This is a genomic window from Saccharothrix variisporea (assembly GCF_003634995.1).
Classification (GTDB): domain Bacteria; phylum Actinomycetota; class Actinomycetes; order Mycobacteriales; family Pseudonocardiaceae; genus Actinosynnema; species Actinosynnema variisporeum.
The window spans coordinates 7,556,468-7,582,161 of sequence record NZ_RBXR01000001.1 but is presented as its reverse complement, the minus strand read 5'-3'; the positions used below and the strand labels follow the sequence as shown (position 1 = coordinate 7,582,161).

Genomic DNA, 25,694 nt, shown 5'->3' with positions numbered 1-25,694 from the left:
GTCCACCACAGCGTAATCACAGACCGGCCACCGCGTTCAGGTACGCGGTCAACGCGGCGTGGTAGGGCAGCACGGTGGTCAGGTCGGCGTACTCGTCCGGCCCGTGCTGCCCGTCGCCGCCGATGCCGAAGATCACCGCGTCGATGCCGCGCTGGTGGTAGAACCGGGAGTCCGCCGCGCCGTGCTTGCGCAGCAGGTCGCCGCTGAACCCCTGGTCACGGGCGGCCTGCCGGAGCGCCTTGACGTCGACGCTGTCCGGGTCGGCGCGGTGCGGCGGCTCGACGTGCCCGACCTCGACCGACGCCCCGGTCAGCGCGGACAGGTGCGCGGCGACCCGCTCGGGGTCGCGGAAGTCGGTGTCCTCGGGCGGGAACCGGATGTCCAGCCACGCCGTGGCGTCGGCCGGGATCTGGTTGAGGGCGGTGTTCGTGGTCTCGACGCGGGCGATGTTGACCGTCGTGCGCCAGGCTTCCTCGACCGGGGGTGGGTAGGCCGTGAGCAGCGCGTCCAGCGACCGCACGAGCTTGACCACGGCGTTGTCGCCCAGCCACGGGTAGGCGCTGTGCGCGGCCCGGCCCGTGACCGAAACCCGCGCGTTCACCAGGCCTTTCGACTCGGTGACCAGCCGCAGCGCGCTGTGCTCGCCGATCACCACGAACCGCCCGGTGACACCCTGCTCCAACTGGTGCAGCGTGCCGTCCCGGCCGCCGACCTCCTCGTCGGTGACCAGTTGCAGGCCCACCGGGACCGACGTCGGCACGTCCCGGAACACCAGCGCCAGCACCAGCGCCGACAGCTTCATGTCCTGGGCGCCGCGCGCGTGCAGCCGGTTCCCGTCGCGCACCGGCACGAACTGCTCGGGCGGGGCCGGGACGACGTCCAGGTGGGCGTTGAACAGCACGCGGAAGTCCGGGCGGGTCGGCCCCCGGTAGACCAGCGCGCTGGGCTTGCCGTTGCGCTCGAACCGCTCCACGGTGAGGTCGGGTCCGAGCAGGTCGAGCACGAAGTCCAAGGCCCGCAGCAGGTCCGCGGGCCGGTCGGCGGTGGAGGGGATGCGCAGGAGGTCGTCGGCCAGGGCAAGGAACTCGTCGAGGTCCACGCACCCATCGTGCCGGGTCACAGCCACCGGCGCCGCTGGGCGTGCAGGGCGAGTTGGAACCGGGTCGTCGCGCCGAGCCGGGTCATCAGCACTTCGATCCGGCGGAACAGCGTGCGGCGGCTGATCCCGAGCTCCCGGGCCACCTCGCCGTCCGGCACCCCGGCCGCGAGCAGGGCCAGCAGCCGGCGGTCGGCGGGCAGCAGGCGCGGCGGCGGCGGGTCGGCCGACAGGATCGGCAGCGCCTCCCGCCAGGCCTGCTCGAACAACGCCACCAGCGCCGACAGCAGCCCGCACGGCCGCACCACCAGCATGGTGTTGTGCACGTCGGCCTCCTTGATCGACAAGGACACCAGTGCGCAGGCGTCGTCCACGATGACCAGCTTCACCGGGACGGACGGCAGCACCCGGGCCTGCTCCCCGGCCCGCACGCACGGTTCGACGCACTCGGTGAGGTAGCCGGGGTGCAGCAGCGACTCGCGCGAGTAGACGACCCGTTGCGCGACACCGCGCCTGAGCGTGCCCAGCGAGTCCTCGGTGGCGGTGGCGATCGGGAAGTACGGCGGCGAGTCGAACTGCCGGATCTGCGCGCGGGCGCTGACCCACACCTGCCGCAGCCGCGGCCCGATCGCCTCGCCGGTCACCACCTCCACCAGGTCGTCGTTGTACTGCGCCAACCGGTGCCGCCGGAACGCCTCGAACGCGCCCGCCACCGCGACGCGAGCCTCGTCCAGCTCGGCGGCGCGGTGGCGGCTGAGGATCTCCAACCCGGTCGCGGGCGGCAGCGGCGCGGCGGTGTCGGCGTCGTCGGACGCGGCGCACGCCAGGCCGGCGTCGACCAGCTCGGCGTAGGCGTCCCGGTCCAGCCGACCCAGCGGGACGGGCCCGCTGTCCAGCAGCTCCAGGTACACCGCGGCCGCGCCGGCCCCGACCCCGAGCCGCCGCAAGGCCTCGCCGACCTTCGCGTTCGCCATGGCGTGCGAAGCTAACAGCGGGCACACCCCGTGCGCGATGCGCCCGCTCACCGGTTGACCTCAGTAGTCGATCGTGTTGTGGTACAAGCAGCTCAACGCGTTGCTGCCGACGTCGTAGCCGTCAGCGCGGCGGTGGGACCAGTACTGGGCGAACGTGTCGGAGACGTGGTTGAGGAAGGTCGTCCAGAGCGGACCGGCCGGGTTCTCCGAGCACGTGTCACCGGGCTCGTTGGTGGTGTCGTACAGGTCGATCATCGAGCCCAGCACGCGACCTTCGACGGTGTCGCCGTTGTCCCAGTTCGCCGTGCCCCACGTCGGCCCTTCGAGGTCCAGCGTGCGGCCACCGGGCCAGCGGAAGGTCGGGTCGCCCAGCACCGCGACGCCGAACCAGGTCGCGAAGCCCTCCGTCCACGCGCAGCCCGCCGAGCTGATCTTGGTGATGTAGTGCGGCGAGCAGTTCGGGGCGGGCGGGAAGTCGTCCTCGTAGACGTCGTCCATCATGTAGTGGCCGAACTCGTGCAGCACCAGGATGTTGGAGTCCGGGTCCTCGGCGGCGAGGTGGACGGCGTTCTCCTGCAACGAGTAGTAGGTGCCGTCGGTGGAGTCGGGCGCCCAGTTGATCTTCCCTTGGCGGCACGTGGTGTCGCGGGCGTCCCAGCAGTTGCCCGGCGTCCAGTTCCAGGCGGCGTTGACCGTGTCGAAGGCTTCCACGCCCCGCATGAGCGCCGGGTCGGAGGGGCGGACGGTGCCGAAGTCGACGGCGCTGCCGCCGTTGGCGATGACGTCGGTGTAGAAGGAGTAGGACTTGCGGGTGCGGCCGTTGCGGATGATCCACAGCGTGTTCTCGGTGGCGGTGCGGACGTAGACGTCCTGGCCGCCGCCCTCGTCGTCGGTGTTGTCGTAGCACAGGTTGAAGCGGCCGTTGCCGTCGGTGAGGCCGGTGGCCAGCAGGTCGTCGGCACCGTTGGCGTCGTCGTCGTAGGCCCACACCTTGGCGTTCGGCGACACCCGCGCCACGCCGTCGTGGTCCAGGTAGCCCCAGGTGCCGGTGGCACAGGCGGTCGCGAGGGCACCGGCCGTCTCACCGGCTGTCTCACCGGCTGTTTCACCGGCCGGCTTGTGCGGCGACTTGGGGTGCGCCAGGGTCGCTCGTTCGTCGACTCGGACCGCGCGGTTCGCCTCCTGGACGGCGATGCCGTGCCGGGACTGTTGTGTGCCGACGGTGAGGAATGCGCTGCCCTTGTCCGACTCCACCCCGGACCGGGCGCTGACCTGGATCTGCGCCGGTCCCTCGGCGACGGCGCGGACCTTGCCGGTCAGGCGGAGGGGGCGGTCCTTGAGCACGCGGGCGGTGCCGGTGGCGTGGTGTGCGCGGCCCTGGTCGAGTGGCACGGCGGAGGTCACGGTCCGCGTGTCGAGCCCGGCGGGTGGTTGCACCCACTCGAGGCCGGCGGGCAGGGAGACGTCGAGTTGGACGTCCGAGCGGGTGGCGGTGGTGCGGACGTCGATGTCCAGTCGGGTTTCGGCTCCCAGGGCGGGGGCGTCGGCCAGCCGGACTTGGACGTCCAGGCAGCTCTGCCACTCCCCCGTGCCCTCGAACGGGGTGCAGGCGGCGGGCGCGGCTTCGGCGGTGGCGGTGGCGGGCGCGGCTTCGGCGGTGGTAGCGGCGGTCAGGATGGCGGCTAGCAGGGCGGTGGGTGGCAGGACTCCACGCAGGACTTGGCGGATCATGAGATCCCTTTCGCGCAGGGTGTGCAGGGAGTCCGGGTCTACCAGAGCTCACCTGCGCCCCGTGGCCTTTCAGTGCCACTGGCACTTCCCCGCCACCTGGCCCGCCGCCGGTGCGGCACTTTCGCTGTTCGAGATCCCTCGTGTTCTCAAGATCAAAAGCGAAAAGCTAAAAGCGGACGCTCGCCGCTGGGCAGGCCCCCGGGGGTGGAAGGGCGTCGGTTTCTTCCCCCCGTCCGGCCTGCCGGAGGCAACCACCCTTGGCCCGTTTCCGCAACCGGAAAAGCTGGTTGCGGAAACGGGCCAAGCGCGGTTGGGCTTCGCCCAGGCCGTACGGGGGGAAGAAACCGAGGCCCTTCCTGTGGGCTTGGCAGCACGGCGAAAGCGTGGCGCCCTTCGGGCGTGCGCCTGCGGCGCGGCAGGGCGCGGGGCGGTGAGTGGTTGCGAAGTGGGTCAGAGCAGTTGTTCCTCCTGGGCCCGCCGCACCGCCTCGACTCGGTTGCGCGCCCCGAGTTTCTGCATGGCCGTCTGGAGGTAGGTCTTGACCGTGTTGCGGGTCAATCCCAGTTCCTCGGCGATCTCCGGGTTGGTGCGGCCCGTAGCCGCTAGTCGCACTACCTCGTACTCGCGTCTGCTCAGCGACAGCCTGAAAAGCCTTGCCTGCAACAGGCTGCCGCTCGACTCCTGCAATCGGGGGTCGATGACCCGAACGCCGGCCGCGACCCTGCGCAACTGTGCCACCAGGTCCGTGTCCGTCACGTCCTTGAGCAGGCACCCGTGTGCCCCGGCCCGCAGTGCCGCCGACAGTGCCGCGTGGTCGTCGTACGCCGTGAAGATGACCACCTTCGCGGCCGGGGCGACCGCTGTGAGCCGGGGTAGGGCCTCGCTGCCCAGCATGTCCGGCAACCGCAGGTCCAGCAGCACCAGGTCGGGTTGGAGCGCCCGTGCCTGGACCACCGCGTCCCGCGCCGAGCCGGCCGAGCCGACCACCTCGATGTCCGTGCCCGCGACCAAGGCCCGCACCCCGTCGCACACCACGGGGTGGTCGTCCACGACCAGGATCCTCAAGCGTGCTCCACCGCGTCCGCGTCGGCCAGGCCGAGGATCTCCACGGCCTGTTTGCGCATCTCCACCTTGCGGATCTTCCCGGTGACGGTCATCGGGAAGTCCTCCACCACGTGCACGTACCGGGGGATCTTGTGGTGCGCCAGCTTCCCCGTGCAGAACTCCTTCAACGCCTCTGCGGTCAGGACGTCGGCGCCCGGCCGCAACCGCATCCATGCCATGAGCTCCTCGCCGTACTTGACGTCCGGCACGCCGATCACCTGCGCGTCGAGGATGTCCGGGTGGGTGTACAGGAACTCCTCGATCTCGCGCGGGTACAGGTTCTCGCCGCCCCGGATCACCATGTCCTTGATGCGGCCGGTGATGTTGAGGTAGCCCTCGTCGTCCATCACGGCGAGGTCGCCGGTGTGCATCCACCGTGCCGCGTCCACCGCCTCGGCGGTCTTGTCACGTTGGTCCCAGTAGCCCAGCATCACCGAGTAGCCCCGCGTGCACAGCTCGCCGGGCGTGCCGCGCGGGACGACCCGGCCGGTCTCCGGGTCCACCACCTTGACCTCCAGGTGCGGCATGACCCGGCCTACCGTGGACACCCTGCGGTCCAGTGAGTCGTCGCGGCGGGTCTGCGTGGACACCGGTGAGGTCTCGGTCATGCCGTACGCGATGGACACCTCCCGCATGCCCATCCGCTCCACCACCTGCTTCATCACCTCGACCGGGCACGGCGAGCCCGCCATGATGCCGGTGCGCAACGAAGACAGGTCGTAGGAGTCGAAGTCGGGATCGGCCAGCTCGGCGATGAACATCGTCGGCACGCCGTACAACGACGTGCAGCGCTCTTCCGCCACGGCCTTCAGGGTCAGCGCCGGGTCGAAGGCGGGCGCGGGGATGACGACCGCCGCGCCGTGCGAGGTGGCGGCGAGGTTGCCCATGACCATGCCGAAGCAATGGTAAAAGGGCACTGGTACGCAGATCCGGTCGTTTTCGGTGTACCCCAACAACTCCCCGACGAAGAACCCGTTGTTGAGGATGTTGTGGTGGGACAGGGTGGCGCCCTTGGGGAACCCGGTCGTCCCGGACGTGTACTGGATGTTGATCGGGTCGTCCGCCGACAGCTCCGGCCACTCCGGCAGGTCGTCGGAGTGCAACTCGGTCCACTGTGGACCGTCCAGCAGCACGACGTCCCGCAGTGCCGGGCACTTCGGCCGCACCTGCTCGATCATCCCGGCGTAATCGGAGGTCTTGAAGCTGGGCGCGGCGACCAAGGTGCGGATGCCCGACTGGTTGAGCACGTACTCCAGCTCGTGCACCCGGTAAGCGGGGTTGATGTTGACCAGGATCGCGCCGATGCGGGCCGTCGCGTACTGGACCACCACCCACTCGGCGCGGTTGGGCGACCAGATGCCGACCCGGTCGCCGACGCGCACGCCGCTGTGGTGCAGGCCGGCGGCGACGGCGTCGACCTCGTCGCGGAGCTGCCGGTACGTCCACCGCCGGCCCGCGGTGCGGTCGACCAGCGCCTCGCGGTCGCCGTGGGTGGCCACGGCGCGGTCGAAGTTCGCGGCGATGGTGTCGCCCAGCAGCGGCACGTCCGACGTGCCCGACGAGTAGCTCAGGTGCGCCATCACCGGAACGTACCCCAGGTCAGGCGTTCGCGACCTCTCCGGATGGAGAGGGTGCCGGCAGCTCGCAGCGCAGCACCGCGCCGCCGTCCTCGGTGCCGATCAGGCTCAGCGTGCCGCCCGCCCGCTCGACCTGGCGGCGCAGCGCGGGCAGGCCCGCCCCGGTGCCTCGGGCGGGTTCGGCCACGCCCACGCCGTCGTCCAGGACGGCCACGGTGACCCGGTCGGTGACCGCCAGCGTCACCACGACCGACCGCGCGCGGGCGTGCTTCTCGACGTTGAGCAGGCCTTCGTCCACGACCCGCTTGACCAGCGCCGTCCGCGCCCGGTCCAGCCGGGGCGCGCCGCCGACCGGCACGAAGCTGGCGGTCACGCCCGAGCGCAGGCTGAACGCGTGCACCGACTCGGCGATGTCCGCGGTCAGCCGCACCGGGTCCCGGTCGGAGCCGACGCGCAGCCGGGAGATGGACTCCCGCAGCGCCACGCCGGCCGCCGCCAGCTGCTGCTCGATGTGTGCCAACTGGTCGTCCACGCCGGGCGCGGCCTGCTCGCGCAACTTGCGCACCGACGAGCCAACGCCGAACAGCATCGCGCCCACGCTGTCGTGCAGTGACGCCGCCAGCCGCCGCCGCTCCTCTACCACCGCCGTGTCGGCCAGCGTCACCGCGCCGTCGGCCACGTCCACCGCGAGCCCGGCCAGCCGTGCGAGCCGACGCAACCCGTCGACCGCGTCGTCCCCCACCTCGGCCTCCCCCCGCACCGCCCCGTACAGCACGCCCCGGACCCGGCCGGTCTCCACGGGCACCGCCGCCATGCTGCCCAGCCCCTCGGCGCGGACGTGCGCGTCGAAGTCGTGGGTGATCCGGTCGGAGCGGTAGTAGTTCGGGACGACGATCGGACTGCCCGCCGCCGCGACCCGGCCCCCGACGCCGAGCCCGATCGGCACCGGCAGGTCGTGCAGGCGGGAGTCGCGGGTGCCCGACCACAGCCGCAGCACCAGGTCACGGCCCTCGACCAGGCCGATGAGGCTGACGTCGAAGCCGAACTGCGCGCGGATCCGGTCGGCGAGCCCGCGCAGGACGGCCCGGGTGTCGAGCAGGCTGACCCGCTCGTCCCGGGCCCGTGCCAGCGCGTCCAGCTCGGCGAGCAGCTCGACAACGTCATCGTCCACGTGGGCCTCCGGTTGGGCGACACGGTACCCGCGCCTCACGCGGGTTGCGGCACCAACTCCGTCCGGCTTTCAGCGGTCAGCCGCACCACGCACGCGCACGACACCAGGGCCGTGACCAGCAGGAACACCGCGACCGGGACGAACGACCGGTACTGGGAGTACAGCCAGGTGGCGATGATGGGCGTGAACGCCCCGCCCAGCATGACCCCGACCTGGTAGCCCAGCGACGCCCCCGAGTACCGCAGGCGGGCCGTGAACAGCTCGGAGAAGAACGCGGCCTGCGGCCCGTACATGGCGGCGAACAACACCAGCGCCACCACCACCGCGAGCACCACCAGCCCCGGCGAACGGGTGTTGACCAGCAAGAACGCCGGGAACACCCACAGCCCGGTGGCCACCGCCCCGAACAGGTACACCGGCCGCCGCCCGACCCGGTCGGACAGGTGCGCGAACGCGAGCAGCGCCGGCACCTGCGCCACCGCACCCCACATCACGGCGTTGAGCATGGTCGAGCGGGGCATCCCGAGCACGGTCGTCCCGTAGGACAGCAGGTAGGTCGCGAACAGGTAGAACCCGGCCCCGACCACGACCACCGAGCCCGCCGCCAGGGCGATGTTGCCGGGGTGGCGGCGCAGCACCTCCAGCACCGGCGACGACGCCGTACCCGACGCCTTGACCTCCCGCATCGCCACGGTCTCCTCCAGCCGGAACTGCGCGTACAGGGCGACCACGATCAACACGATCGAGAACAGGAACGGCAGCCGCCAGCCCCAGGCCGCGAACTGCACCTCGGTCAGCCACGAGGAGGTCCCCAGGAACACCAGCGTCGAGAGCACCAGGCCCACCGGCACACCGAGCTGCGCGAAGCTCCCGTACAGCCCGCGCCGGTGCGGCGGGGCGTTCTCCGTCGCGATGAGCACCGCGCCACCCCACTGCCCGCCGACCGCGATGCCCTGCGCGAGCCGCAGCACCACCAGCGCGATCGGGGCCAGCACGCCGATGGTCGCGTAGGTCGGCAGCAGCCCGATCACCGTCGTGGAGCCGCCCATCAGGAACAGGGCCGTGACCAGCGCGGCCTTGCGGCCGACCTTGTCGCCGAAGTGGCCGAACAGCATCCCGCCCAACGGCCGGGCCGCGAACCCGATCGCGAACGTGCTGAACGCCAGCAGCGTGCCCGCCAGCGGGTCGGCGGTGGGGAAGAACAGCTTGTTGAAGATCAGCGCCGCCGCCGTGCCGTAGATGAAGAAGTCGTACCACTCGATCGCGGAGCCCGAACTGCTCACCGCGATGATCTTGCCCAGCTTCATGGCCGCTCCCGGGGGTCGTGGGGACCCGAACGGTGACCCAGGTCTCACCCGCCCGGTACCTCCCGATGGAGAGGGTCAATCCGGTTGCCGTTCGACGGACCGGCCGGTCACAGTGGCCGCATGCGCACCATCGGCCTGATCGGCGGCATGAGCTGGGAGTCGTCGGCGGAGTACTACCGGCTGCTCAACGAGGAGACCCGGCGCCGGCTGGGCGGGCACCACTGCGCGCCGAGCCTGCTGCTGACCGTGGACTTCGCGGAGATCGAGCAGTTGCAGCGGACCGGCCAGTGGGAACGGGCGGGCGTGCTGCTGGCCGACGCCGCGCGGACGCTGGAGAACGCGGGCGCCGAGCTGATCTTGTTGTGCACCAACACCATGCACAAGGTCGCTTCGACCGTGTCGGACGCGGTCCGGGTGCCGTTCCTGCACATCGTGGACGCGACCGCGCAGCGCCTCACCAGCCGCAAGGTCGGCCTGCTGGGCACGCGGTTCACCATGGAGCAGGACTTCTACCGCGACCGCATGGCCGAGCACGGCATCGAGGTGGTCGTGCCCGACGAGCCGGACCGGACCCTGGTGCACGACGTGATCTACCAGGAACTGACCCGCAACCGCGTCGAACCGGCATCCCGCGACCGCTACCGCGAGGTCATGGCCCGACTAGTGGCACGCGGCGCGGAGGCGGTGATCCTCGGCTGCACGGAGATCACCCTGCTGGTCGACCAGTCGGACTGCACGGTGCCGCTGGTGGACTCCACCCGCAGCCACGTCGAAGCGGCCGTCGACCTGGCGCTGTCCTAGCCCGACCCGCGTTTCGCCAGGCTCCGGCGCGGCCGTTGCGGCACAGTGGAGGCATGGACCTCACGCCACGCGGACTGTTCGACCTGGCCCGTTCGACCGTGGAGACGGCCGTCTCGGTGCCGAGCCGGGTGCTCGGCCTGCTGGAGGCGGCGGAGCAGGTGGTGCGCCGCGCCGACGCCCTGGTGACCCGCACCGAACGCGTCCTGGACGACACCGAGGCCTTGGTCGACCGCGCCAGCGCGGCGGTCGCCGGCACGGAGGCCCTCCTGTCCCGCGCCGAGTCGGTGACCACAGCCGCCCAACAGATCACCACGGACGCCGGCCACACCGCCCGCACCTCCCGCGAACTGGTGGACAACTACGCCCCGCTGGCCCACCGAGCCCACCCGTTGGCGGCCCGGTTCGTGGACGAACTGTCGCCCCACGAGGTCGACGCGGCCATCGAACTGGTCGACCAGCTGCCGGTGCTGACCAAGCACCTGCTGGAAGACGTGCTGCCGATACTGTCCACTTTGGACCGCGTCGGCCCGGACATCCACCAACTGCTGGAGGTCACGAACGACGTGCGACAAGCCATCCTGGGCATCCCGGGCTTCGCCTTCCTCCGCCGCCGCGGCGAGGACAAGGAGGACCGGGCCGAGATCGCACCGGCCGACTAGCGGGTCCGCTACTTCAACCCGTAAGCACGGATGATGGTCTGCTCGAAGGTGTTGCCGCTCTGGTCGTGGGCCTTGGCTCGCAGGGACACGAACTTCGCGTCCGCCGGGTGGTGCACGAAGGCCAGCGAGCGGCTGCCGAACCGCGCCAGGTGTGCCGGGCGCCAGGACTTGCCGTCGTCGTAGGACACCTGGACCTCCGTGGTCACCACCCCGTCCGCCGACGACCCGTCATTGCGTTGCGCGTACACCGGGATGGCGAACGGCACGCCCGCGCGGGCTCGGTTCTGGTCGTCCAGTGAAGGGGCGAAGCGGACCACCGACAGCGGGAGGGCTACCGGGTCGCCGGGGACGTGTTCGGAGGTGAAGGTCCACTTCGCCGAGATCTCGGTGGACAGCTCCGACACCCCGGACCTCGCCGTGTCCACGGTCAGCTCGTAGACGCCCGGGTCGGCGGGCACCCGGGCCAGGCCGCTGCCATCGGTGTCGGCGGCGCCGATGTGCACGCCGTCCTTGCTCAGCGCGGTCCGCGCCTTGGTGAAGTCCGAATAGCCGTAGCGGTTGTCGGACTGGTCGGTGAACATGGGGATGTCGAACACCATCACGTCACCCTGGCGGCCCGCCCACCCGTCCGGTCGTCCCGACTTCGGCAACGCCGGGCCGAAGACCGCGCTGTTCCAGCGTTCGGTGCGCCGCGTGCCCGCCTCGAACTGCCCGGGCTCGGCCTCGAACAGGGTGGTTTCGCGGTAGCCCTCCGCCATCCTCATCTGCGAGAACACGCGCGACCACCGGATCTCCGGCGAGTAGTGCTCCGCGACCCGCAGTGGCAGCGGGCCGCCGGCCAGGTAGTCGCGGTAGCCCATCTTGCCGGGGGCCTGGGCGGCGCTCACGGTGTCGACGCGGGCCAGGTCGCGGTCGGCGAAGGTGCGGTGCAGGTCCTCCGGCACGCTGCCGTCGTTCGCCCAGAAGACGTGGTACTGGTAGGGGCTCCCCACGAACCCGCCCGCGCCGTCGGGTTGGGCGAGGGTGGCCATCACCCAGTACCGGGCCGACCCGGGCAGCGACGTGCGCGACGGCACCCACAGCTGCCGCTCGAAGTCGGGGCCGAAGTCGCCGGCGTTGGTGTTGCCGCCCCACGCGGTCTTGATCTCGACGAACGATCGGGTTTCGCCGGGCCGGGCGTTCGGGCGGTCGACGGTGACGGAGTTCCTCCGGCCCTGGCGGGCGTCCAGGGGCAGGCGCAGGTCCCGGTCCACGACCAGCGCGGGTTCGGCGAAGTTGGTGCTCCACCACACCCCGTCGAGCTGGGTGATGATCGGGGAGTGGAAGAAGTACCGGCCCTTGGGCAGCCGCTGGACGGTCCGGTCCGCCGCGAAGTCGCGGAAGTGACGCGGCTGGTCGAGGTCGGTGAAACGGTAGTAGGAGTACGGCGACGGCTGTCCACTGTGGTCGGTCGTGGTCAGCTCGACGTCGTAGCTCTCGACCTCCTTGGTGACCGCGAGCGGCGTGCGCAGTTCGACGCCGTCGCCGGCGGCGAGGACGGTGCCGCTGTAGTCGCCGTCCGGTGCGGCCAACGAGGTCGTCGTGGTGATGGTGACGTCCGCCCGGCCGCCCGCCGGGACCGTCACCTCGGCCGGTGACGCGGTGACCATGCCCGCCGGGGCCGGGGTGCCCCCAGGACCGCGGACGTCCGCGCTGAGGCGCAGGGTCGACGGGGTGGTGCCGTCGTTGGTGTAGGTGACGGTGCGGGTGATCGGCGCGTCGTCCTGGTGCGGCCACCGGGCGGTGCCGAGGCTGAGGCTGCTCGGGCTCGCCGTGGTGGACTGGCGGCTCGCGCGGGCGACGTCGAGCCGTCCGGCGCCCTGGTGGTGCGCGCTCACGCCGGAGGTGGGCTTGGCGCTGCCGGTCAGGGCCGCCTTGAGCCGGTCGGCCGTCCAGTCCGGGTGCTGCCCGGCCAGGACGGCTGCCGCGCCGGCCACGTGCGGTGCGGCCATCGACGTGCCGGACAGGGCGACGTGACCGTCGTCGACCGGGGTGCCGATGGTGCCGTTGCGCGCCTTCGCCGCCACGATGCCCACGCCGGGCGCGGTCAGGTCGGGCTTGAGCACGCCGTCGCCGAGGCGCGGGCCGCGCGAGGAGAACTCGGCGAGCGCGTCGTCGCGGTCCACCGCGCCGACGGTCAGCGCCGCGTCCGCCGCGCCCGGGCTGCCGACGGTGCTCTCCCCCGGACCGCTGTTGCCCGCGGACACGACGAACAGCGTGCCGCTCTCGGCGGTGAGCCGGTTGAGCGCCTGGGAGAGCGGGTCGGTGCCGTCGCTGGGCCGCGAGGACCCGAGGCTCAGGTTGACCACGTCCGCGCCCGCCGCGACGGCCCACTCCATGCCCGCGATGACCTCGGACTCCTTGCCGTAGCCGGTGTCGTCGAGCACCTTGCCGTTGAGCAGTTTCGCGTCCGGGGCGACGCCCTGGAAGCGGCCTGAGCCGGTGATGGTCGCGGCGACGTGCGTGCCGTGCCCGACGCGGTCGTCGGTGTTGTCGCCGGCGGCGAAGACCGCGGAGTCCACGACGGCGTCGGCGAGGTCGGGATGGGTGACGTCGATGCCGGTGTCCAGCACGGCGACCTTCGTGCCCGCCCCGGTGTGCCCGGCCTGCCACGCCTCCGGCGCCCCGACCTGCGGCACGCTCCGGTCGAGGCTCGCCCGGACAGGGGCGTCCAGCCACACCTTGCCGGTTCGGCCGGCCGGCCAGAACGGCGTCTTCTTCTCCGCCTCGACCGCCACCCCTCGCACGCTGGCCAGGTCCTGACCACCGGCGATCCGCGCGGTGTCCCCGGTGACGATCAGCGGCGTCCGGTCGGTCCGGGCGTCGTCGTAGCCGTCGCGGATCAGCGCGCCGACGTCGAACAGCCGGGGGTCGAGCCGGTCGGCGGCGAGGTCGGCGAGGACGTCGTGCGGAACCACGTGCGTGCTGCCGTCGACGTCGGTGCTCACCGCGAACCCGACCCCCTGCCGCCCGACCCCCGGCACCACGGACACCCGCCCGTCCCGCACGGAAACCCGGTCCCCGGTCACCAACGTGACCTCCCCGCCGGTCCCGGCGGCACCCAGCGGCGCAATCCCCACACCGCCGCCCGCCCGCGCATACGGCGAATCTCCTCCCGCGCGCGAGTACGGAGAACTGTCAGTCCCCCGTGCGAGAATGGAACCGGGGGCCGGAGGCGAGCCCTGCGACCCATCCGGTGAACCCTGCGCGCCCGAGGTCCCCGGCGCTCCCAGCACCGCCCCGACCACCCCGCCCACGGCCAGTGCGACCGCCCACAACCGCCTGGATCCGCGGCTCATGCACACTCCCCGGTCAGTGACACCCAACAGGTCGCCACTACAAGGTCACGAACCGCCGATTTGTTGCTTTCCGCAGGTCAGAGCACCCGCCGCAGCACCCCCAACGGCGCGTGCCCGATCACCGGGGCCTACACCCGCCACAGCCACGCGGGCACCAGGGCGTGCGGCACCCCTACGACGGGTCCCGCTGCCCGCGACCCTGGTCGACATCGCGCTCACCACCGCGCTCGGCACGGCCGCGTTGATGGCGGGTCTCGGCGGACTGCCGGCGGCCCGCAACGCCCGGCGCTCACGCGGACAGCAGTGACTCCAGGTGGTCGGCCGCCGCACGAGCCCCGCCGGCCCGTTGGAACGACTCCCGCACCCGCTCGGCCCCGGCCCAGTAGGACGGCTCGCGCAGCACGGTGTCCACGGCCTCCCCGATGTGCACGGCCGTGGCGCGGTTGAACCGCAACCGGACGCCCGCGCCGGCCGCGACCACCTGGTCGGCGACGATCGGCTGGTCGTCCCGGATCGGCGCGACCACCAGCGGCACGCCCTGCGCCAGCGACTCGCACACGGTGTTGTGCCCGGCGTGGCACACCACGAGACTCGCCCGCTCCAGCAACGCCAGCTGCGGGACTTCCTCCCGCACCAACACATTGGGAGGCGGCACGTCCCCGCGCAACTCCCCACCGCGGTCCACCACGACGGCCTGCAGCCACGGCCGCGCCCGCATGGCCTCGACGCACCCGCGCAGGAACCGCGACCCCGTGCTGACCGTGCCGAGGCTGACGAACACCAGGGGGCACAACGGGTCCAGCCAGTCCCACGGGAAGTGCACCAGCCCCGACCGCGCACCCCGCACCGGGCCGACCAGGCGCACCGGCTCCCCCACCTCCCCGGCCAACACCCCGCTGGTGAACCCGATGACCAGGTGCGGCGAGAACCGGGGATCGGTCACGCCCGGCACGCCGAGCGCCGAACGCACCCGCGCCACCTGCTCCGCCAGCCACCCGCGCACCGCGGGCAACCCGGCCAGCGGGTCGGTGAACTCGGCGGACGTCGTCGCCGCCGTCGCCCACGGCAACCCCTCCCGCTCGGCCACGAACGCGCCCGCAAACGCTTGCTGGTCCACCACGAGCACGTCCGGGTGCGCCGACCCCACCGCTCGCGCGACCCCCGGCGCCATCGTCACGGCCAGCGGCACCAGCACCTGCTCCCACAGGAACCGCATGGCGGCGAACCCGCGCAGCGACTCGGGCCGGGGCGGCAGCGGCGCCGGGTCGCACGGGTGGATCGCCGCGTCGGGCGGCAGCAGCCGCGCCAGCAGCCGCTCGTCGCCGGCCCACGCCACCGGGTGACCGCGGCGGCGCAACTCGTCCGCCACGCCGATCACCGGGTTGACGTGCCCGACGAACGGCGGCACGACGAACAAGAACCCGCTCACGACGCCCTGCGCTCCCCGTCGTGCTCGGCGACCCAGTCCAGCACCAGCTCGCGGACCGTGCGGTGCCGTTCCACCAGCACCGAGTGGTTCTGGCCCTCGATGACGACCGTGCGGCAGTTCGGCAGCGCGTCCTGCAAGGCGGTCAGGTCGTCCTGCTGGAACCCCTCACTGCCCACGATGGACAGCACGGGACACCGGACGCCTTGGAGGTCGAGGTCGGTCAGCAACGGCCCGGTCGGCACCTCCTCCACGATGGAGGTGGACCGGATGATGCCGTGCGCGGTGCGGGTGAGCTTGGCGTAGTGGTCGCCGAAGGTCTCGGCCAACCACCGCAGGTTCTCCTCCTTGCCCATCTCGTCCACGACGTTGGTCAACGTGCGGCCCATCTTGCCCGCCCACGGCTCGGTCGCGGGCTCCGCCTCGATGGACACGATGCTGCGCACCCGGTGCGGGTGGGCGGCGGCGAAGCTGAACGCGATGGTGCCGCCGAAGCTGTTGCCCACCAGGTGCACCGGCCGGTCCACGCCCAGCGCGTCGAGCAGCGCGGTCAGGTCGGACACGAAGTCCTGGAGCGTGTACCCGGTGGCGGGGCGCTCGGTGCGGCCGTGGGCGCGCAGGTCGTAGGTCAGCACGTCGATGCCCGCCTCGGACACCGGCGCGGCCAGGGTCAGGTAGAAGCTGGCCAGGCTGTCGTAACCCAGGCCGTGCACGCACACCACCAGCGGCGGCTCGCCGACCGGGTTCTTCGCGGGCATCCGCTGGTAGTGCGTGCGCAGCCCGTTGACCTCGAGGATGGCCACCTACGCCACCCGCGCGATCACGAAGTCCACCAGGTCGCCCACGGTCAGCGCGATGACCCGGTCGATGTCCAGCTCCGCGAGGAAGGCGGCCAGGTTGACGTGCTCGCCGTAGTGCTCGACCAGCAGCGAGCCCAGCGTCACCAGGTCGATGCTCTCCAGGCCGAGGTCGTCGTGGAAGCTCGTCTCGCGGGTGATCTCCACGTCGTCGAGGCCGTACTGGTCGAGCACCTGGACCAGCATCGAGCGCAGCTCGTCCAGGACGGTGGTCGTGGTCATGCGATGTCTCTCCCCTGCTGTTGAACGACCTTGGCGCACGCGTTCCACGCGACAGCGGCGGCGGTGGAGCGCAGCACGGTGACCTCCAGTGGTGGCAGCGCGAGCCCGTGCAGGCCTTCGGCGGTGAACCGGTCGCCGTGCTGCCGGACCCGGACCTCGGCGGGGAACAGCGGCGGTGCGCCGTCCCGCCACAGCGCGCCGCGCACGGCGTCCTTGACCGCGACGCGGGTGGCCAGCCAGTCGCGGCGCTGTGTCGGCGGGCACCGGTCGTACTCCGCGCGTTCGGCCGCGCCGCAGTACTTGTGGAGGTAGAACTCGCGGGAGGCCAGGCTCCACCGGTCCACGGCCAGCCACCAGCCGTCCGCGGTGGGGCGGGACAGCGTGCTGGTCTCGGGGAACCGGTGCACCGCGCCGCCGTCCGCGCCGCCGTCGAAGCGGTGGTCGGTCCAGCCGGTGATGGCGATGACCACCTCGCCGTCGCGGATCACCTGGGCGTCGGCGCGCACGGTGTCCTCGGTGACCTCGGTGATGCGGATCGTGCAGTCCACCGTGGACCCGATGGGTGGTTCCGGCGCGTGCCAGCGGAGGTGGTCGATGCTCTTCGGGAACGCGATCCAGCGTTCCGGGTGCAGTTCCACCAGCCAGTGGCCGAGGAGTTGGCCGACGTTGTCGAGCAGGGCTCCGGGTGCGCCGGGGACGGTGATGCGGCCCCGGATCGAGCGTTCGCCGATGGCGACCGTGCGGGTCAGGCCGCGGTAGCCGGGGCCGTGGAACAGCCAGCGCTCGTCGTAGAGGCGGTGGGCCGGGAGGACCGGGTCGCGCTCGTCGTGCGGGAGGTCCCAGGGGCGTGGCGCGGGCGGGTGGCGGTGGGCCGCGGTGACGGTGGCGTCGGCGTAGTCGCCGAGCTTCGCTCGTCCGTCCTGTGCGGACAGTGTGACGCGGTGGCCGGGTGCGGCGACCAGCCAGCGGTGGAAGCGGACGTCCCGCAGGTCGGTGACGACCCGGCCGGGTGCGGCCCGTCCCGCCGCCTCGACCAGGTGCGCGATCATGGTCGTGGCGGGCATGACGGGCCGCAGGTCCGACTCGTCCGGCCAACCGGGGCGCTGGTGGGCGAAGCAGTGGTCGAGCAGGTGCGGCATGGCGGCCGTGGACACCTCGATCTTGTGCTGGGCGGCCAGGACCGCGGCGACCGCCGCTTCGGCCTCCGCGAGCACGGCCCGGAACTCCGCCAGGGCGCCCCGCGGTGCGGGGGCCGGGTCGAGCGCGCTGAAGTCCGGGTCGCCGCCCTCGACCCACAGCGCGGTCGCGACCCGCCTGAGCTGCTCGATCCCCGAGCGGTGCGGGGAGTTCGCGGCGACGGCCAGGTGGTCGCGGTCGCGCAGGGTGTCGGAGACCAGGGAGCTCAGCGTGCCGGGACCGGCCTGGACGAACGTGCGGAAGCCGTCGTCGTGCAGGGTGCGCAGCAGGGTGGCGAAGCGGACCGGTTCCAGCAGGTGGCGGCGGCACAGGTCGCGGACCGCGGGCTCGTCCGACGGGAACGGGCGAGCCGTCGTGGCCGACCAGACCGGGATGCGCGCGGGGTGCAGTGGCAGCTTCGGGATCGGGAACTGCTCCAGGTACGGCTCCAGCATCGGCGTGTGGAAGCCGGAGCGGAACGGGAGGACCTGGCAGATCACGGCCTTGCGGCGGTAGTGCTCGGCCAGCTCGGCGATCTCGTCCGCCGGGCCGCACACCACGGTCTGGTTGGCCGAGTTCTCGTGCGAGACGACGACGTTCGGCCAAGGCAGTTCCACCTTGTCGAGGGGACAGCCCAGGACCGCGAACTCGACACCGGGGACGCGGAGGGCGTCCAAGTCCGTGCGCCACAGCAGTTCTTGGAGTTCGGCGGCGTCGAACAGCCCGCCGGAGACCATCGCACTCCACTCGCCGACGCTGTGCCCGGCGACGGCGTCGGGACGGATGCCGGTGCGGCGCAGCGCTTCGTCCACGACCCGGTTGGCGGTCAGCACGGCCGCCGCGTGCCGGCCGAGGGTGTCCGTGCCCAGGTCCAGCGGGTCGTCGACCAGATCTTCGACGCGGGGCGCGAAGTCGGCTTCCAGACCGGGGAACAGGAAGACGACCTTGCCGCGCAACGGTTCCGGGCTGAACCAGATGTCGTCCCGCCCGCGCCAGGGGCGTCCTTTGCGGGCCACCTTCTCGGCGCGCTGGAGCCGTTCGGGCGTGGGGTTGACGACACCGAGCCGACCGGTGACCCCGAACTCGCGCAGCACGACGCCGGTCATGACCACTCCGAGGCGGTGAGGACGACCGCACCCCTGGTGCCGTCGCGCAGTTCGTCCAGCAGCGCCGCGACCCCGGCTCCCGGGTCGATCACCGCGATGCCGCGTTCGGCGTAGGCGCGGGCCAGCTCTTCGGTGACCATGCCGGTGTCCGGAGACCACGGTCCCCAGTGGACGGTCAGCGCGTGGTTGTCGGCGAGGGCTTCGAGGGCGTCGTTGGCGGCGGCGTAGTCGGTCTGGCCCCGGTTGCCGGTGGCGGCGGAGATGCTGCCGAAGAAGACGGTGAACCGGGGTGGGGTGGGGAGGTCGTGGAGCTCCTCGAGGAGCGCCTTCGCGCCTTCGACCTTGGTGGCGTGGACGCGGGCGAAGGAGTCGGGGTCCTTGTCGACGGCCAACCGGTCCTCGATGACACCGGCCGCGTAGACCACGCCGTCGAGGCGGCCGTGCTCGGCGTGGACCTCCTTGACCAGGCGGCGGAGGGCGGCGGTGTCGCGGACGTCGAGCTGGTGGTAGGTGGCGCGGGTGCCGAGGTGGGCGAGGGTGGCGGCGACTTCGCGTGTTGCCAGGACGCGCCGGGCTTCGCGGTCGATGTGCTGGGGCGGGACGTTGTGGCGTGCGAAGTGGGCGCGCAAGCCGTGCAGGTCACCTGGCAGCTCGTCGGCGGTGCTTGCAGCGGTGTCGGGGGCGGTGCGGCCGGCCAGGACCAGGTGGCAGTCGAGTGCCTTGGCCACTTCCGCCGTGATGCCGCGCGCGCCACCGATCAGCAGGACGACGGCATCCCGCTCGACCACCGGGCCATCGGCGGCCCGCGCCCCGACTCGGTCGCGGCGGGTCAGGTGGAGGGTGTGCCTGGTGTCGCCCGCGATGATCACCGGTTCGTCGCGCGGGATCGCGGCTTCCTCGGCGGCGGTGCGGGCGATGGTGTCGAGGTCGGCGGTCGGGGGGAGTTCGACCAGGCGGCAGGTGGTGTCCGGGTGCTCGCGGTGGAGGGAGCGGAAGAAGCCGCGCAGGCCGTCGTGCGTCCTGCCGGGCGTGATGGCGAGGATGCGACCCGCACGTCCCAGCACCGATCGGAACAGGTCGAAGGTGGTGGGCAGCACCGGTTCGTCCTCGTAGGCGTGCAGGGAGATCAGCCCGTCCACCCGATCAAGCCCGTCCACCTGGTAGAACCCGTTCGTCGGGTCGAGCCCGCTCACCTGCCCGGGCCCGCTCACCTGCTCGAGCGCGTCCAACCGCCGACGGCCGCTCACCACGACCGCCACCGCCCCGCGCGCCGACAACTGCCCGGCGACCTCCTCGGCCAGATCCGCCGGACCACCCGCGACGACGACGTGCACACCGACCAACGCGGTCATCGCCGCCTCGGCGGGCACCGGGACCGGCACGAACTCGTACCGCCCCGGGCTCGCCACGAGCGGACCCTGCGCCGGCAGACGACCGGTCAACTTCTCGGCGTCGGCGTCGGCGGTTGGTAGATGACCGGTCAACTCGAGGTCCGTGGGTAGTTGACCGGTCGGCTGGTGGGAGGGGGTCAGGGCTTCGGCCATCGCGGCGGCGGTGCGGGACTTGACCACGGACGTGAGGCGGTCGCGGGCGTCCAGGTGGCCGGTCAGCTCGGTGGCGATCTCGGTGCGCTTGATGGAGTCGATGCTGAGGTCGGCTTCGAGGTCCAGGCCGGGGTCGATGAGGTCGGTCGGGTAGCCGGTGCGGCGGGCGATCACCTCTACGACTGTCGTGAGGATGTCGGTGCCGGAGGAAGCGGGAGCGGGGGTGGGGGTGGTGGGAGTGGTTTGTGTGGGAAGGGCGGGTGCGGGAATGGGGGGCTGGGGGGCGGCTGCTGGTGGAGCGACCGGCGCGCCCAGGTAGGAGAGCATCACGTCTCGTTGCACGGCCACGAACTCGCGGCTCGTGCGGAGGAAGTCCTCGATCAGGGCCTCGCGGTCCGGGACCGTGGGTGTGAACGCGGGTGCTAGAGCCACGCGGCGGGGTGGGGCCAGGCCGCCGGGGACCACGGTGCCGTCCGCCGTGCGCACGGTCTGCCCGTCCACCAGCCAACCGGGAGTTCGGGGCACCGGCAACGCCGACACGTCCCGCGCACCCCGCCCGGCGAACAGCCACTCCGCCCGCACCGGCACCCCGGCCACGGCCAACCTCGCCAAGGCGTGCAACAGCCCTGCCAACCCCGGCCGCTCCTCCAACGCCACCACGGTGTGCGGCTGGTCAGCCAGGATCTCCCGCACCAGACCGCTCAACACCGTCCCCGGCCCGGCCTCCACGAACACCCGAGCCCCGGCGTCGTACATCGCGCGCACCTGCTCCACGAACCGCACCGGCGCACCGATCTGGGCCGCCAACTCCCTCCGCACGTCCGACCCGTACGGCACGGCCCCGCGATTCGTCCACACCGGACGGTCGGGCTGACCGATCCGGCAGCCGGCCAACACCTCGGCGAACGCAGACCCCGCCGCAGCCACCACCGGGCTGTGGAACGCACAAGCAACCGGAATCCGCTTTCCAGCGATCCCCGCCGCCCGCAACGCCGCCAACGCCCCGTCGACGTCCCGCCCCGACACGACCACCTGCCGCGGTGCGTTGTGGTTGGCCACCACGACGTCCACCCCGGCCGACGACAGCACCTCCTCGACCGCCGCCACCGACGCGGTCACGGCGGCCATCCCACCGGGGTCCTCCCCCGCCGCCGCCACCACGGCCGACGCCCGCGCGGCGCTCAGCTCCAGCAACGTCGCCGCGTCCAACGCGCCCGCCGCCGCCAGCGCCACCAGCTCGCCGTAGCTGTGGCCGCCGAACATGTCGGCCTCGACCCCGAGTCGGCGCAGCAGCTCGTGCGCGGCCAACCCGACCGCGCCCAACGCGGGCTGGGCGACCCGCGTGTCCCGCACGCGGGCGGCGGCGTCACGGACATCGCCAGGCGAGAACAGCGCCGGCGGGAAGACCGAAGGCGGTGCCATCCGGGCGAAGCGTTGCAGCTCGGGGAAAGCGACGAACAGCTCCGACAGCATCCCCGGCCGCTGGCTGCCCTGACCGGGGAACAGCACGGCCAGCTTCCCGCCGACCCCACCCCGGTACACGCCCTCGACCGCCCGGCCGTCCAGCGCAGCCCGAAGCATCTCGACCAACTCGGCCACCGAAGAGGCGACCACCGCCACAGCCACCGGACCGGGCGAAAGCGCGGTGAAAGCCAAGTCGCGCAACGACCACGCCCCGGTCTCGGCCAACGCCAGCACCCGAGCCACGTCCCGCTCCGACGCGAACAGGAACAGCTCGGCGGGCCACCGCGTCAGCCCGTGCCGCACGGTCGCCGCCGACGGGTGACCGCCCAGCACGACGTGGAAGTTCGTCCCGCCGAACCCGAACGCGCTCACCCCCGCCACCCGCGACGCCGCCGGCTCCAGCCACGGCGACGCGACCCGGTGGAACGCGAACGGTGACCGGTCCACTGCCCAGGCCGGGTTCGGCGACTCCACGAACAGCGTCGGTGGCCGCACCCCCGCCCACACCGCCAGCGCCGACTTGATCAACCCCGCCAACCCCGCCGCGCACTTGGTGTGCCCGATCTGCGACTTCACCGACCCCAGCGCGCACGACCCGGGTGCCGCCCCGGCCTCGGTGAACACCTCGGTCAACGTCGCCAACTCGGTCCGGTCGCCCACGACCGTCCCGGTCCCGTGCGCCTCCACCAACCCGACCGACGACGGCGAGATCCCCGCCGACGCGTACGCCCGCTCCAACGCCCGCCGCTGCCCGTCCGCACGCGGCGCGGTCAACCCGAGCGCCCGCCCGTCGGACGCGCTGCCGACGCCCCGGATCACCGCGTACACCCGGTCGCCGTCGCGTTCGGCGTCGGCCAGCCGCTTGAGCACCACGCACGCCACGCCCTCGCCCAGTGCGATGCCGTCCGCCGACGCGTCGAACGTCCGGCACCGCCCGGTCGGCGACAGCGCCCCGACCGACGCGAACAGCAGGTAGTCGTCGATGGCGTTGTGCAGGTCCGCGCCACCGGCCAGCACCAGGTCGCTCGACCCGCTGACCAGCTCCTTGCACGCCACGTCCACCGCCGCCAGCGACGACGCGCACGCCGCGTCCACGGTGAAGTTCGCGCCGCCCAGGTCGAGCCGGTTCGCGATCCGCCCGGCGATCACGTTCGCCAGCCGCCCCGGGAAGGAGTCCTCGGTCAACGCGGGTAACTGGTCGGCCAGCTCCGGCGGCACACCGTCCACATAGGACGGCAGCACCATCCGCAACGTCGTCGCGTTGGACAGGTCGCTGCCCGCCTCCGCCCCGAACACCACGCTCGCCCGCGACCGGTCGAACCCGCCGGACCCGTACCCGGCGTCGGCCAGCGCCCGCTGCGCGACCTCCAACGCCAGCAGCTGCACCGGCTCGATCGCCGCCAGGGACGCCGGCGGGATGCCGTACTTCAACGGGTCGAACGGCACCTCGGGCAGGAACCCGCCCCACTTGGACGGCGTCCGGTCCGCACCCTCGCCGAAGTAGGTCGCGGTGTCCCAGCGCCGCTCGGGCACCTCCCCCACCGAGTCCATCCCGCCGACCACGTTGGCCCAGAACGTCTCCAGGTCCGGCGCGCCCGGGAACACGCACGCCATCCCCACGACCGCCACGTCCACGGGTCCCCCGCGCCGCTGCGGCCGGTCGGTCAACCCCAGCTCGTGCCGCACCCGCCCAGCCCGCGCGACACGGAAGGATTCCGCCCCGGAAGTCACCGACGCGTGCAGCGACGCCACCGTGGTCACCGAGGACCGCAGCACCGCGACCTGCCCGGCCATGAACAACCCGGACGCCATCTGCTCCTCGACCGACACCGCCTCCAGCGCGGACCCGGTGCGCCGCAGGCCCTTGCTGGCCACCCGCAACCGCCCGGCGTTGAGGCGTTCCAGCTCCGCCCACGCCTCCCGGGAGTCGGACAACCCTGCCGCGACCGCGCGGAATTCGGCCGTGTACGGGCTGGGCACGCACCGCGTGACGTGGCCCGGCGCGGTCTCCAGCAGCTCGGTGGCCGTCGCCGAGACGACCTGCCGCTGGAACTCCGGCAGCACCGCCCCGCACGCCACGGCCTCGGCCGTGAACAGGTAGGACGTGCCCATCAGCACGCCCACGCCGACCCCGCGCCGCGCCAGCGGCTCGGCCATCGCGGCCACCATCGCCGCCGACCGCTCGTCGTGCACGCCGCCCGCGAACAGCACCTGCACCCCGTCGGACACGGAGTCCAGGAACTCCTCCAGGACCGCGATCTGCGCCTCCCACAACGGGAAGCTCGCCTGCGGCCCGACGTGCCCGCCGCACTCCGACCCCTCGAACACGAACCGCCGCGCTCCGGCCGCCAGGAACCCGCTCAGCAGGTCCGGCGACGGCACGTGCAGGAACGCGGCGACGCCCAACGCCTCCAGCGAGGCCGCCTGGTCCGGCAACCCGCCGGAGATGATCGCGGCCGGCGGGCGCAGCTCCCGGATGACCTCCAGCTGCGCGGCCCGCACGGCGTCATCGGCGAACCCGAGCACACCGACGCCCCACGGCCGGTCCCCGAGCACCTCACGCGTCCGACTCATCATGTCCCGGGTCGTCTCGCCGGAGGCCAGGGCCAGCGCCAGGAACGGCAACCCGCCCTCCCGCGCCACCGCCTCCGCGAACGCCGGCTGGTCGCTGACCCGGGTCATCGGCCCCTGCGCGACCGGCAGCCCCACGCCCAGCGCCGTCGCCAAGAGGGACCCAGCCCCCAGCACCGGCCGCAGGTCCGCGCGCACGGCTTCCTCCACCGCCGACCGCACGGCCCGCACCAGCCGGGGCACGCTGCCGTACCGGGCGGCGAGGCGCGGCGCGAGGAAACCGTCCGCGGACGCCGAGGACTCCGGCAGCCCGGTCAACTCCTCCACCAGCACGACCCCGGCCGCGCCACCGACGACGGACGCGGCGGCGGTGCGCGGACCGATGCCGCCCCGCGCCCACACCGGCACGCCCAGTTCGGCGGCCCCGAGCAACTGCTGGAGCAGAACGAACGTGCTCAACGACCCGTCGTCGCCGCACGCCACCACGCCGTCCGCGCCGGTCTCCAGCGCCTCCCCCAGCGACGTCACCTCGGCCAGCACGAAGTGCCGGTTCGGGATGTCGGCGACGGACCACGGCGTGCCCGCGCCCAGCAGCACGACCTCCAGCCGCGCCGCGCGCTCGCCGAGCAGGCCGAGCACCTCGTCCACGGTCAACGCGCACCCGGCGGGCACCCGCACGCCGAAGGACACCCCGGTCGGCAGCTGCGCGAGGGCGTCGCGCGTGCGGTGGTCGCCCGCACCGAGGTCGAGCACGCCCAGCCCGCCCGCGCCGCTGACCGCCGCGCACAGCCCGGCGTCCGGCCCGGTGGTGACGCCGATGACGAGTTCGTTCCGCGTGCCCATGTGCCTCCTTCTCGACCGACACCCGTCGCGCGACCCGGGCGTCCGGGTCGGCGGCCTTGCGCGCGTGCAGCTCACCGACCCCGGGGGTGCGGCAGGATCGGGAACCACTCGTCCGCCGGCCCCTCCAGAGCGGCCTTCGCCGGCTCCTCGGCGTCAACAGCGGCGCATGGTCCAGCACCGTCCGCGCCGCTGGGTGATGTGCGGGCGCCGGATCTTCGGTGTGGACTCCATGCGGCCAAGGCTGGCGGCGCCACGTTGCCGCGTCGGGACACCCGCGTAAACGAATGCCGGCTGACCGGGCATGCGACGTGGTGCGCTCGGTCGCGCGGTCGGCCCGGTCGCGCGGTCGAGGTCGGCCGGCACCGGCCCACGCGGGCCGGTCGCGCGACCGAGGTCGGCCGGCACCGGCCCGCGCGGGCCCCCGGCCGCGAACCGCACCGCCACCGCCGCGCCGGTGCCGCGCCGCGCACCCGTGCCGAGCACGGCCCTGCCCCGGATTTCCATGCCGCCTCACAGGTGTTCGACACCACGCCGACCGCGCCGAAGTTATGGGCGCTCGTGCGAACGGGTCAAGGTCGCCTGGAAAATTCACCGGATCACGAGTGTTACGCGCCGGATTCTTGTCACGATGTGAGTACCGCGCCGCCGGCGAGCACAATCCCGATCCGCTTGTTTAGCGAATTTCGCGGTATTTTCGAAGAACTCTTGCACGTGATCTGCGTCGCTC

At 72.6% G+C, this 25,694-nt stretch carries 15 protein-coding genes; 2 read left to right on the top strand and 13 right to left on the bottom strand.

Going from position 1 to position 25,694, the window contains the following annotated elements; genetic code table 11:
- Positions 1-16: 16 nt before the first annotated feature.
- From DFJ66_RS34715 to DFJ66_RS34680, 7 genes are all read right to left on the bottom strand, one after another.
- Entirely contained in the window at positions 17-1,099 is a 1,083-nt protein-coding gene (locus tag DFJ66_RS34715; protein WP_121227672.1) for a M20 family metallopeptidase, read from the bottom strand.
- 17 nt (positions 1,100-1,116) lie between these two features.
- Positions 1,117-2,070, bottom strand: a complete 954-nt coding sequence (locus DFJ66_RS34710) for a helix-turn-helix transcriptional regulator (RefSeq protein ID WP_121227670.1) — start codon at positions 2,068-2,070, stop codon at positions 1,117-1,119.
- Between the two features lie 60 nt (positions 2,071-2,130).
- Complete coding sequence (locus DFJ66_RS34705) at positions 2,131-3,801, bottom strand: transthyretin-like family protein (RefSeq protein WP_170199840.1); 1,671 nt, start codon at positions 3,799-3,801, stop codon at positions 2,131-2,133.
- A gap of 450 nt (positions 3,802-4,251) precedes the next feature.
- On the bottom strand, positions 4,252-4,866 hold the full coding sequence (locus DFJ66_RS34695; protein ID WP_170199039.1) for a response regulator: 615 nt from the start codon (positions 4,864-4,866) through the stop codon (positions 4,252-4,254).
- The gene (locus DFJ66_RS44600) at positions 4,863-6,485 is read right to left on the bottom strand and encodes an AMP-binding protein (RefSeq protein WP_121227664.1); all 1,623 of its coding nucleotides are present in this window, start codon (positions 6,483-6,485) and stop codon (positions 4,863-4,865) included. The genes DFJ66_RS34695 and DFJ66_RS44600 overlap by 4 nt, the downstream gene beginning before the upstream one ends.
- A gap of 19 nt (positions 6,486-6,504) precedes the next feature.
- A complete protein-coding gene (locus DFJ66_RS34685) occupies positions 6,505-7,653 on the bottom strand; it encodes a GAF domain-containing sensor histidine kinase (RefSeq protein ID WP_170199838.1) in 1,149 nt (382 codons plus the stop codon).
- A 35-nt stretch (positions 7,654-7,688) separates the two neighbouring features.
- A complete protein-coding gene (locus tag DFJ66_RS34680) occupies positions 7,689-8,960 on the bottom strand; it encodes an MFS transporter (protein WP_121227660.1) in 1,272 nt (423 codons plus the stop codon).
- Between the two features lie 120 nt (positions 8,961-9,080).
- Here DFJ66_RS34680 and DFJ66_RS34675 point away from each other — a divergent pair, with 120 nt between their 5' ends.
- The gene (locus DFJ66_RS34675; protein WP_121232173.1) at positions 9,081-9,761 is read left to right on the top strand and encodes an aspartate/glutamate racemase family protein; all 681 of its coding nucleotides are present in this window, start codon (positions 9,081-9,083) and stop codon (positions 9,759-9,761) included.
- Positions 9,762-9,814: 53 nt separating this feature from the next.
- Complete coding sequence (locus DFJ66_RS34670; protein ID WP_121227658.1) at positions 9,815-10,420, top strand: hypothetical protein; 606 nt, start codon at positions 9,815-9,817, stop codon at positions 10,418-10,420.
- 8 nt (positions 10,421-10,428) lie between these two features.
- On the opposite strand, the gene DFJ66_RS34665 is transcribed toward DFJ66_RS34670, so the two are convergent.
- From DFJ66_RS34665 to DFJ66_RS34640, 6 genes are all read right to left on the bottom strand, one after another.
- Positions 10,429-13,488 carry a S8 family serine peptidase gene (locus tag DFJ66_RS34665; RefSeq protein ID WP_147459432.1) on the bottom strand — a complete coding sequence of 1,020 codons (3,060 nt, stop codon included), beginning with the start codon at positions 13,486-13,488 and terminating at the stop codon, positions 10,429-10,431.
- Positions 13,489-14,047: 559 nt separating this feature from the next.
- Positions 14,048-15,187 carry a glycosyltransferase gene (locus tag DFJ66_RS34660; RefSeq protein WP_121227654.1) on the bottom strand — a complete coding sequence of 380 codons (1,140 nt, stop codon included), beginning with the start codon at positions 15,185-15,187 and terminating at the stop codon, positions 14,048-14,050.
- Positions 15,184-15,987: an alpha/beta fold hydrolase gene (locus DFJ66_RS34655; protein ID WP_121227651.1), complete on the bottom strand. Its 804-nt coding sequence runs from the start codon at positions 15,985-15,987 to the stop codon at positions 15,184-15,186. The genes DFJ66_RS34660 and DFJ66_RS34655 overlap by 4 nt, the downstream gene beginning before the upstream one ends.
- Positions 15,988-16,263: an acyl carrier protein gene (locus tag DFJ66_RS34650; RefSeq protein ID WP_121227649.1), complete on the bottom strand. Its 276-nt coding sequence runs from the start codon at positions 16,261-16,263 to the stop codon at positions 15,988-15,990.
- Positions 16,260-18,545, bottom strand: a complete 2,286-nt coding sequence (locus DFJ66_RS34645) for an acyltransferase domain-containing protein (RefSeq protein ID WP_147459431.1) — start codon at positions 18,543-18,545, stop codon at positions 16,260-16,262. Before DFJ66_RS34645 ends, DFJ66_RS34650 begins: the two co-directional genes overlap by 4 nt.
- Positions 18,542-24,967, bottom strand: a complete 6,426-nt coding sequence (locus DFJ66_RS34640) for a type I polyketide synthase (RefSeq protein ID WP_121227645.1) — start codon at positions 24,965-24,967, stop codon at positions 18,542-18,544. The genes DFJ66_RS34645 and DFJ66_RS34640 overlap by 4 nt, the downstream gene beginning before the upstream one ends.
- Positions 24,968-25,694 lie beyond the last annotated feature (727 nt).

Excerpts from the sequence above, each read along its gene's own strand:
- DFJ66_RS34705 (WP_170199840.1), bottom strand. The coding sequence starts at position 3,801 with ATGATCCGCCAAGTCCTGCGTGGAGTCCTGCCACCCACCGCCCTGCTA.
- DFJ66_RS34680 (WP_121227660.1), bottom strand. The coding sequence starts at position 8,960 with ATGAAGCTGGGCAAGATCATCGCGGTGAGCAGTTCGGGCTCCGCGATC.
- DFJ66_RS34710 (WP_121227670.1), bottom strand. The coding sequence starts at position 2,070 with ATGGCGAACGCGAAGGTCGGCGAGGCCTTGCGGCGGCTCGGGGTCGGG.
- DFJ66_RS34640 (WP_121227645.1), bottom strand. The coding sequence starts at position 24,967 with ATGGGCACGCGGAACGAACTCGTCATCGGCGTCACCACCGGGCCGGAC.
- DFJ66_RS34650 (WP_121227649.1), bottom strand. The coding sequence starts at position 16,263 with ATGACCACGACCACCGTCCTGGACGAGCTGCGCTCGATGCTGGTCCAG.
- DFJ66_RS44600 (WP_121227664.1), bottom strand. The coding sequence starts at position 6,485 with ATGGCGCACCTGAGCTACTCGTCGGGCACGTCGGACGTGCCGCTGCTG.
- DFJ66_RS34675 (WP_121232173.1), top strand. The coding sequence starts at position 9,081 with ATGCGCACCATCGGCCTGATCGGCGGCATGAGCTGGGAGTCGTCGGCG.
- DFJ66_RS34670 (WP_121227658.1), top strand. The coding sequence starts at position 9,815 with ATGGACCTCACGCCACGCGGACTGTTCGACCTGGCCCGTTCGACCGTG.
- DFJ66_RS34645 (WP_147459431.1), bottom strand. The coding sequence starts at position 18,545 with ATGACCGGCGTCGTGCTGCGCGAGTTCGGGGTCACCGGTCGGCTCGGT.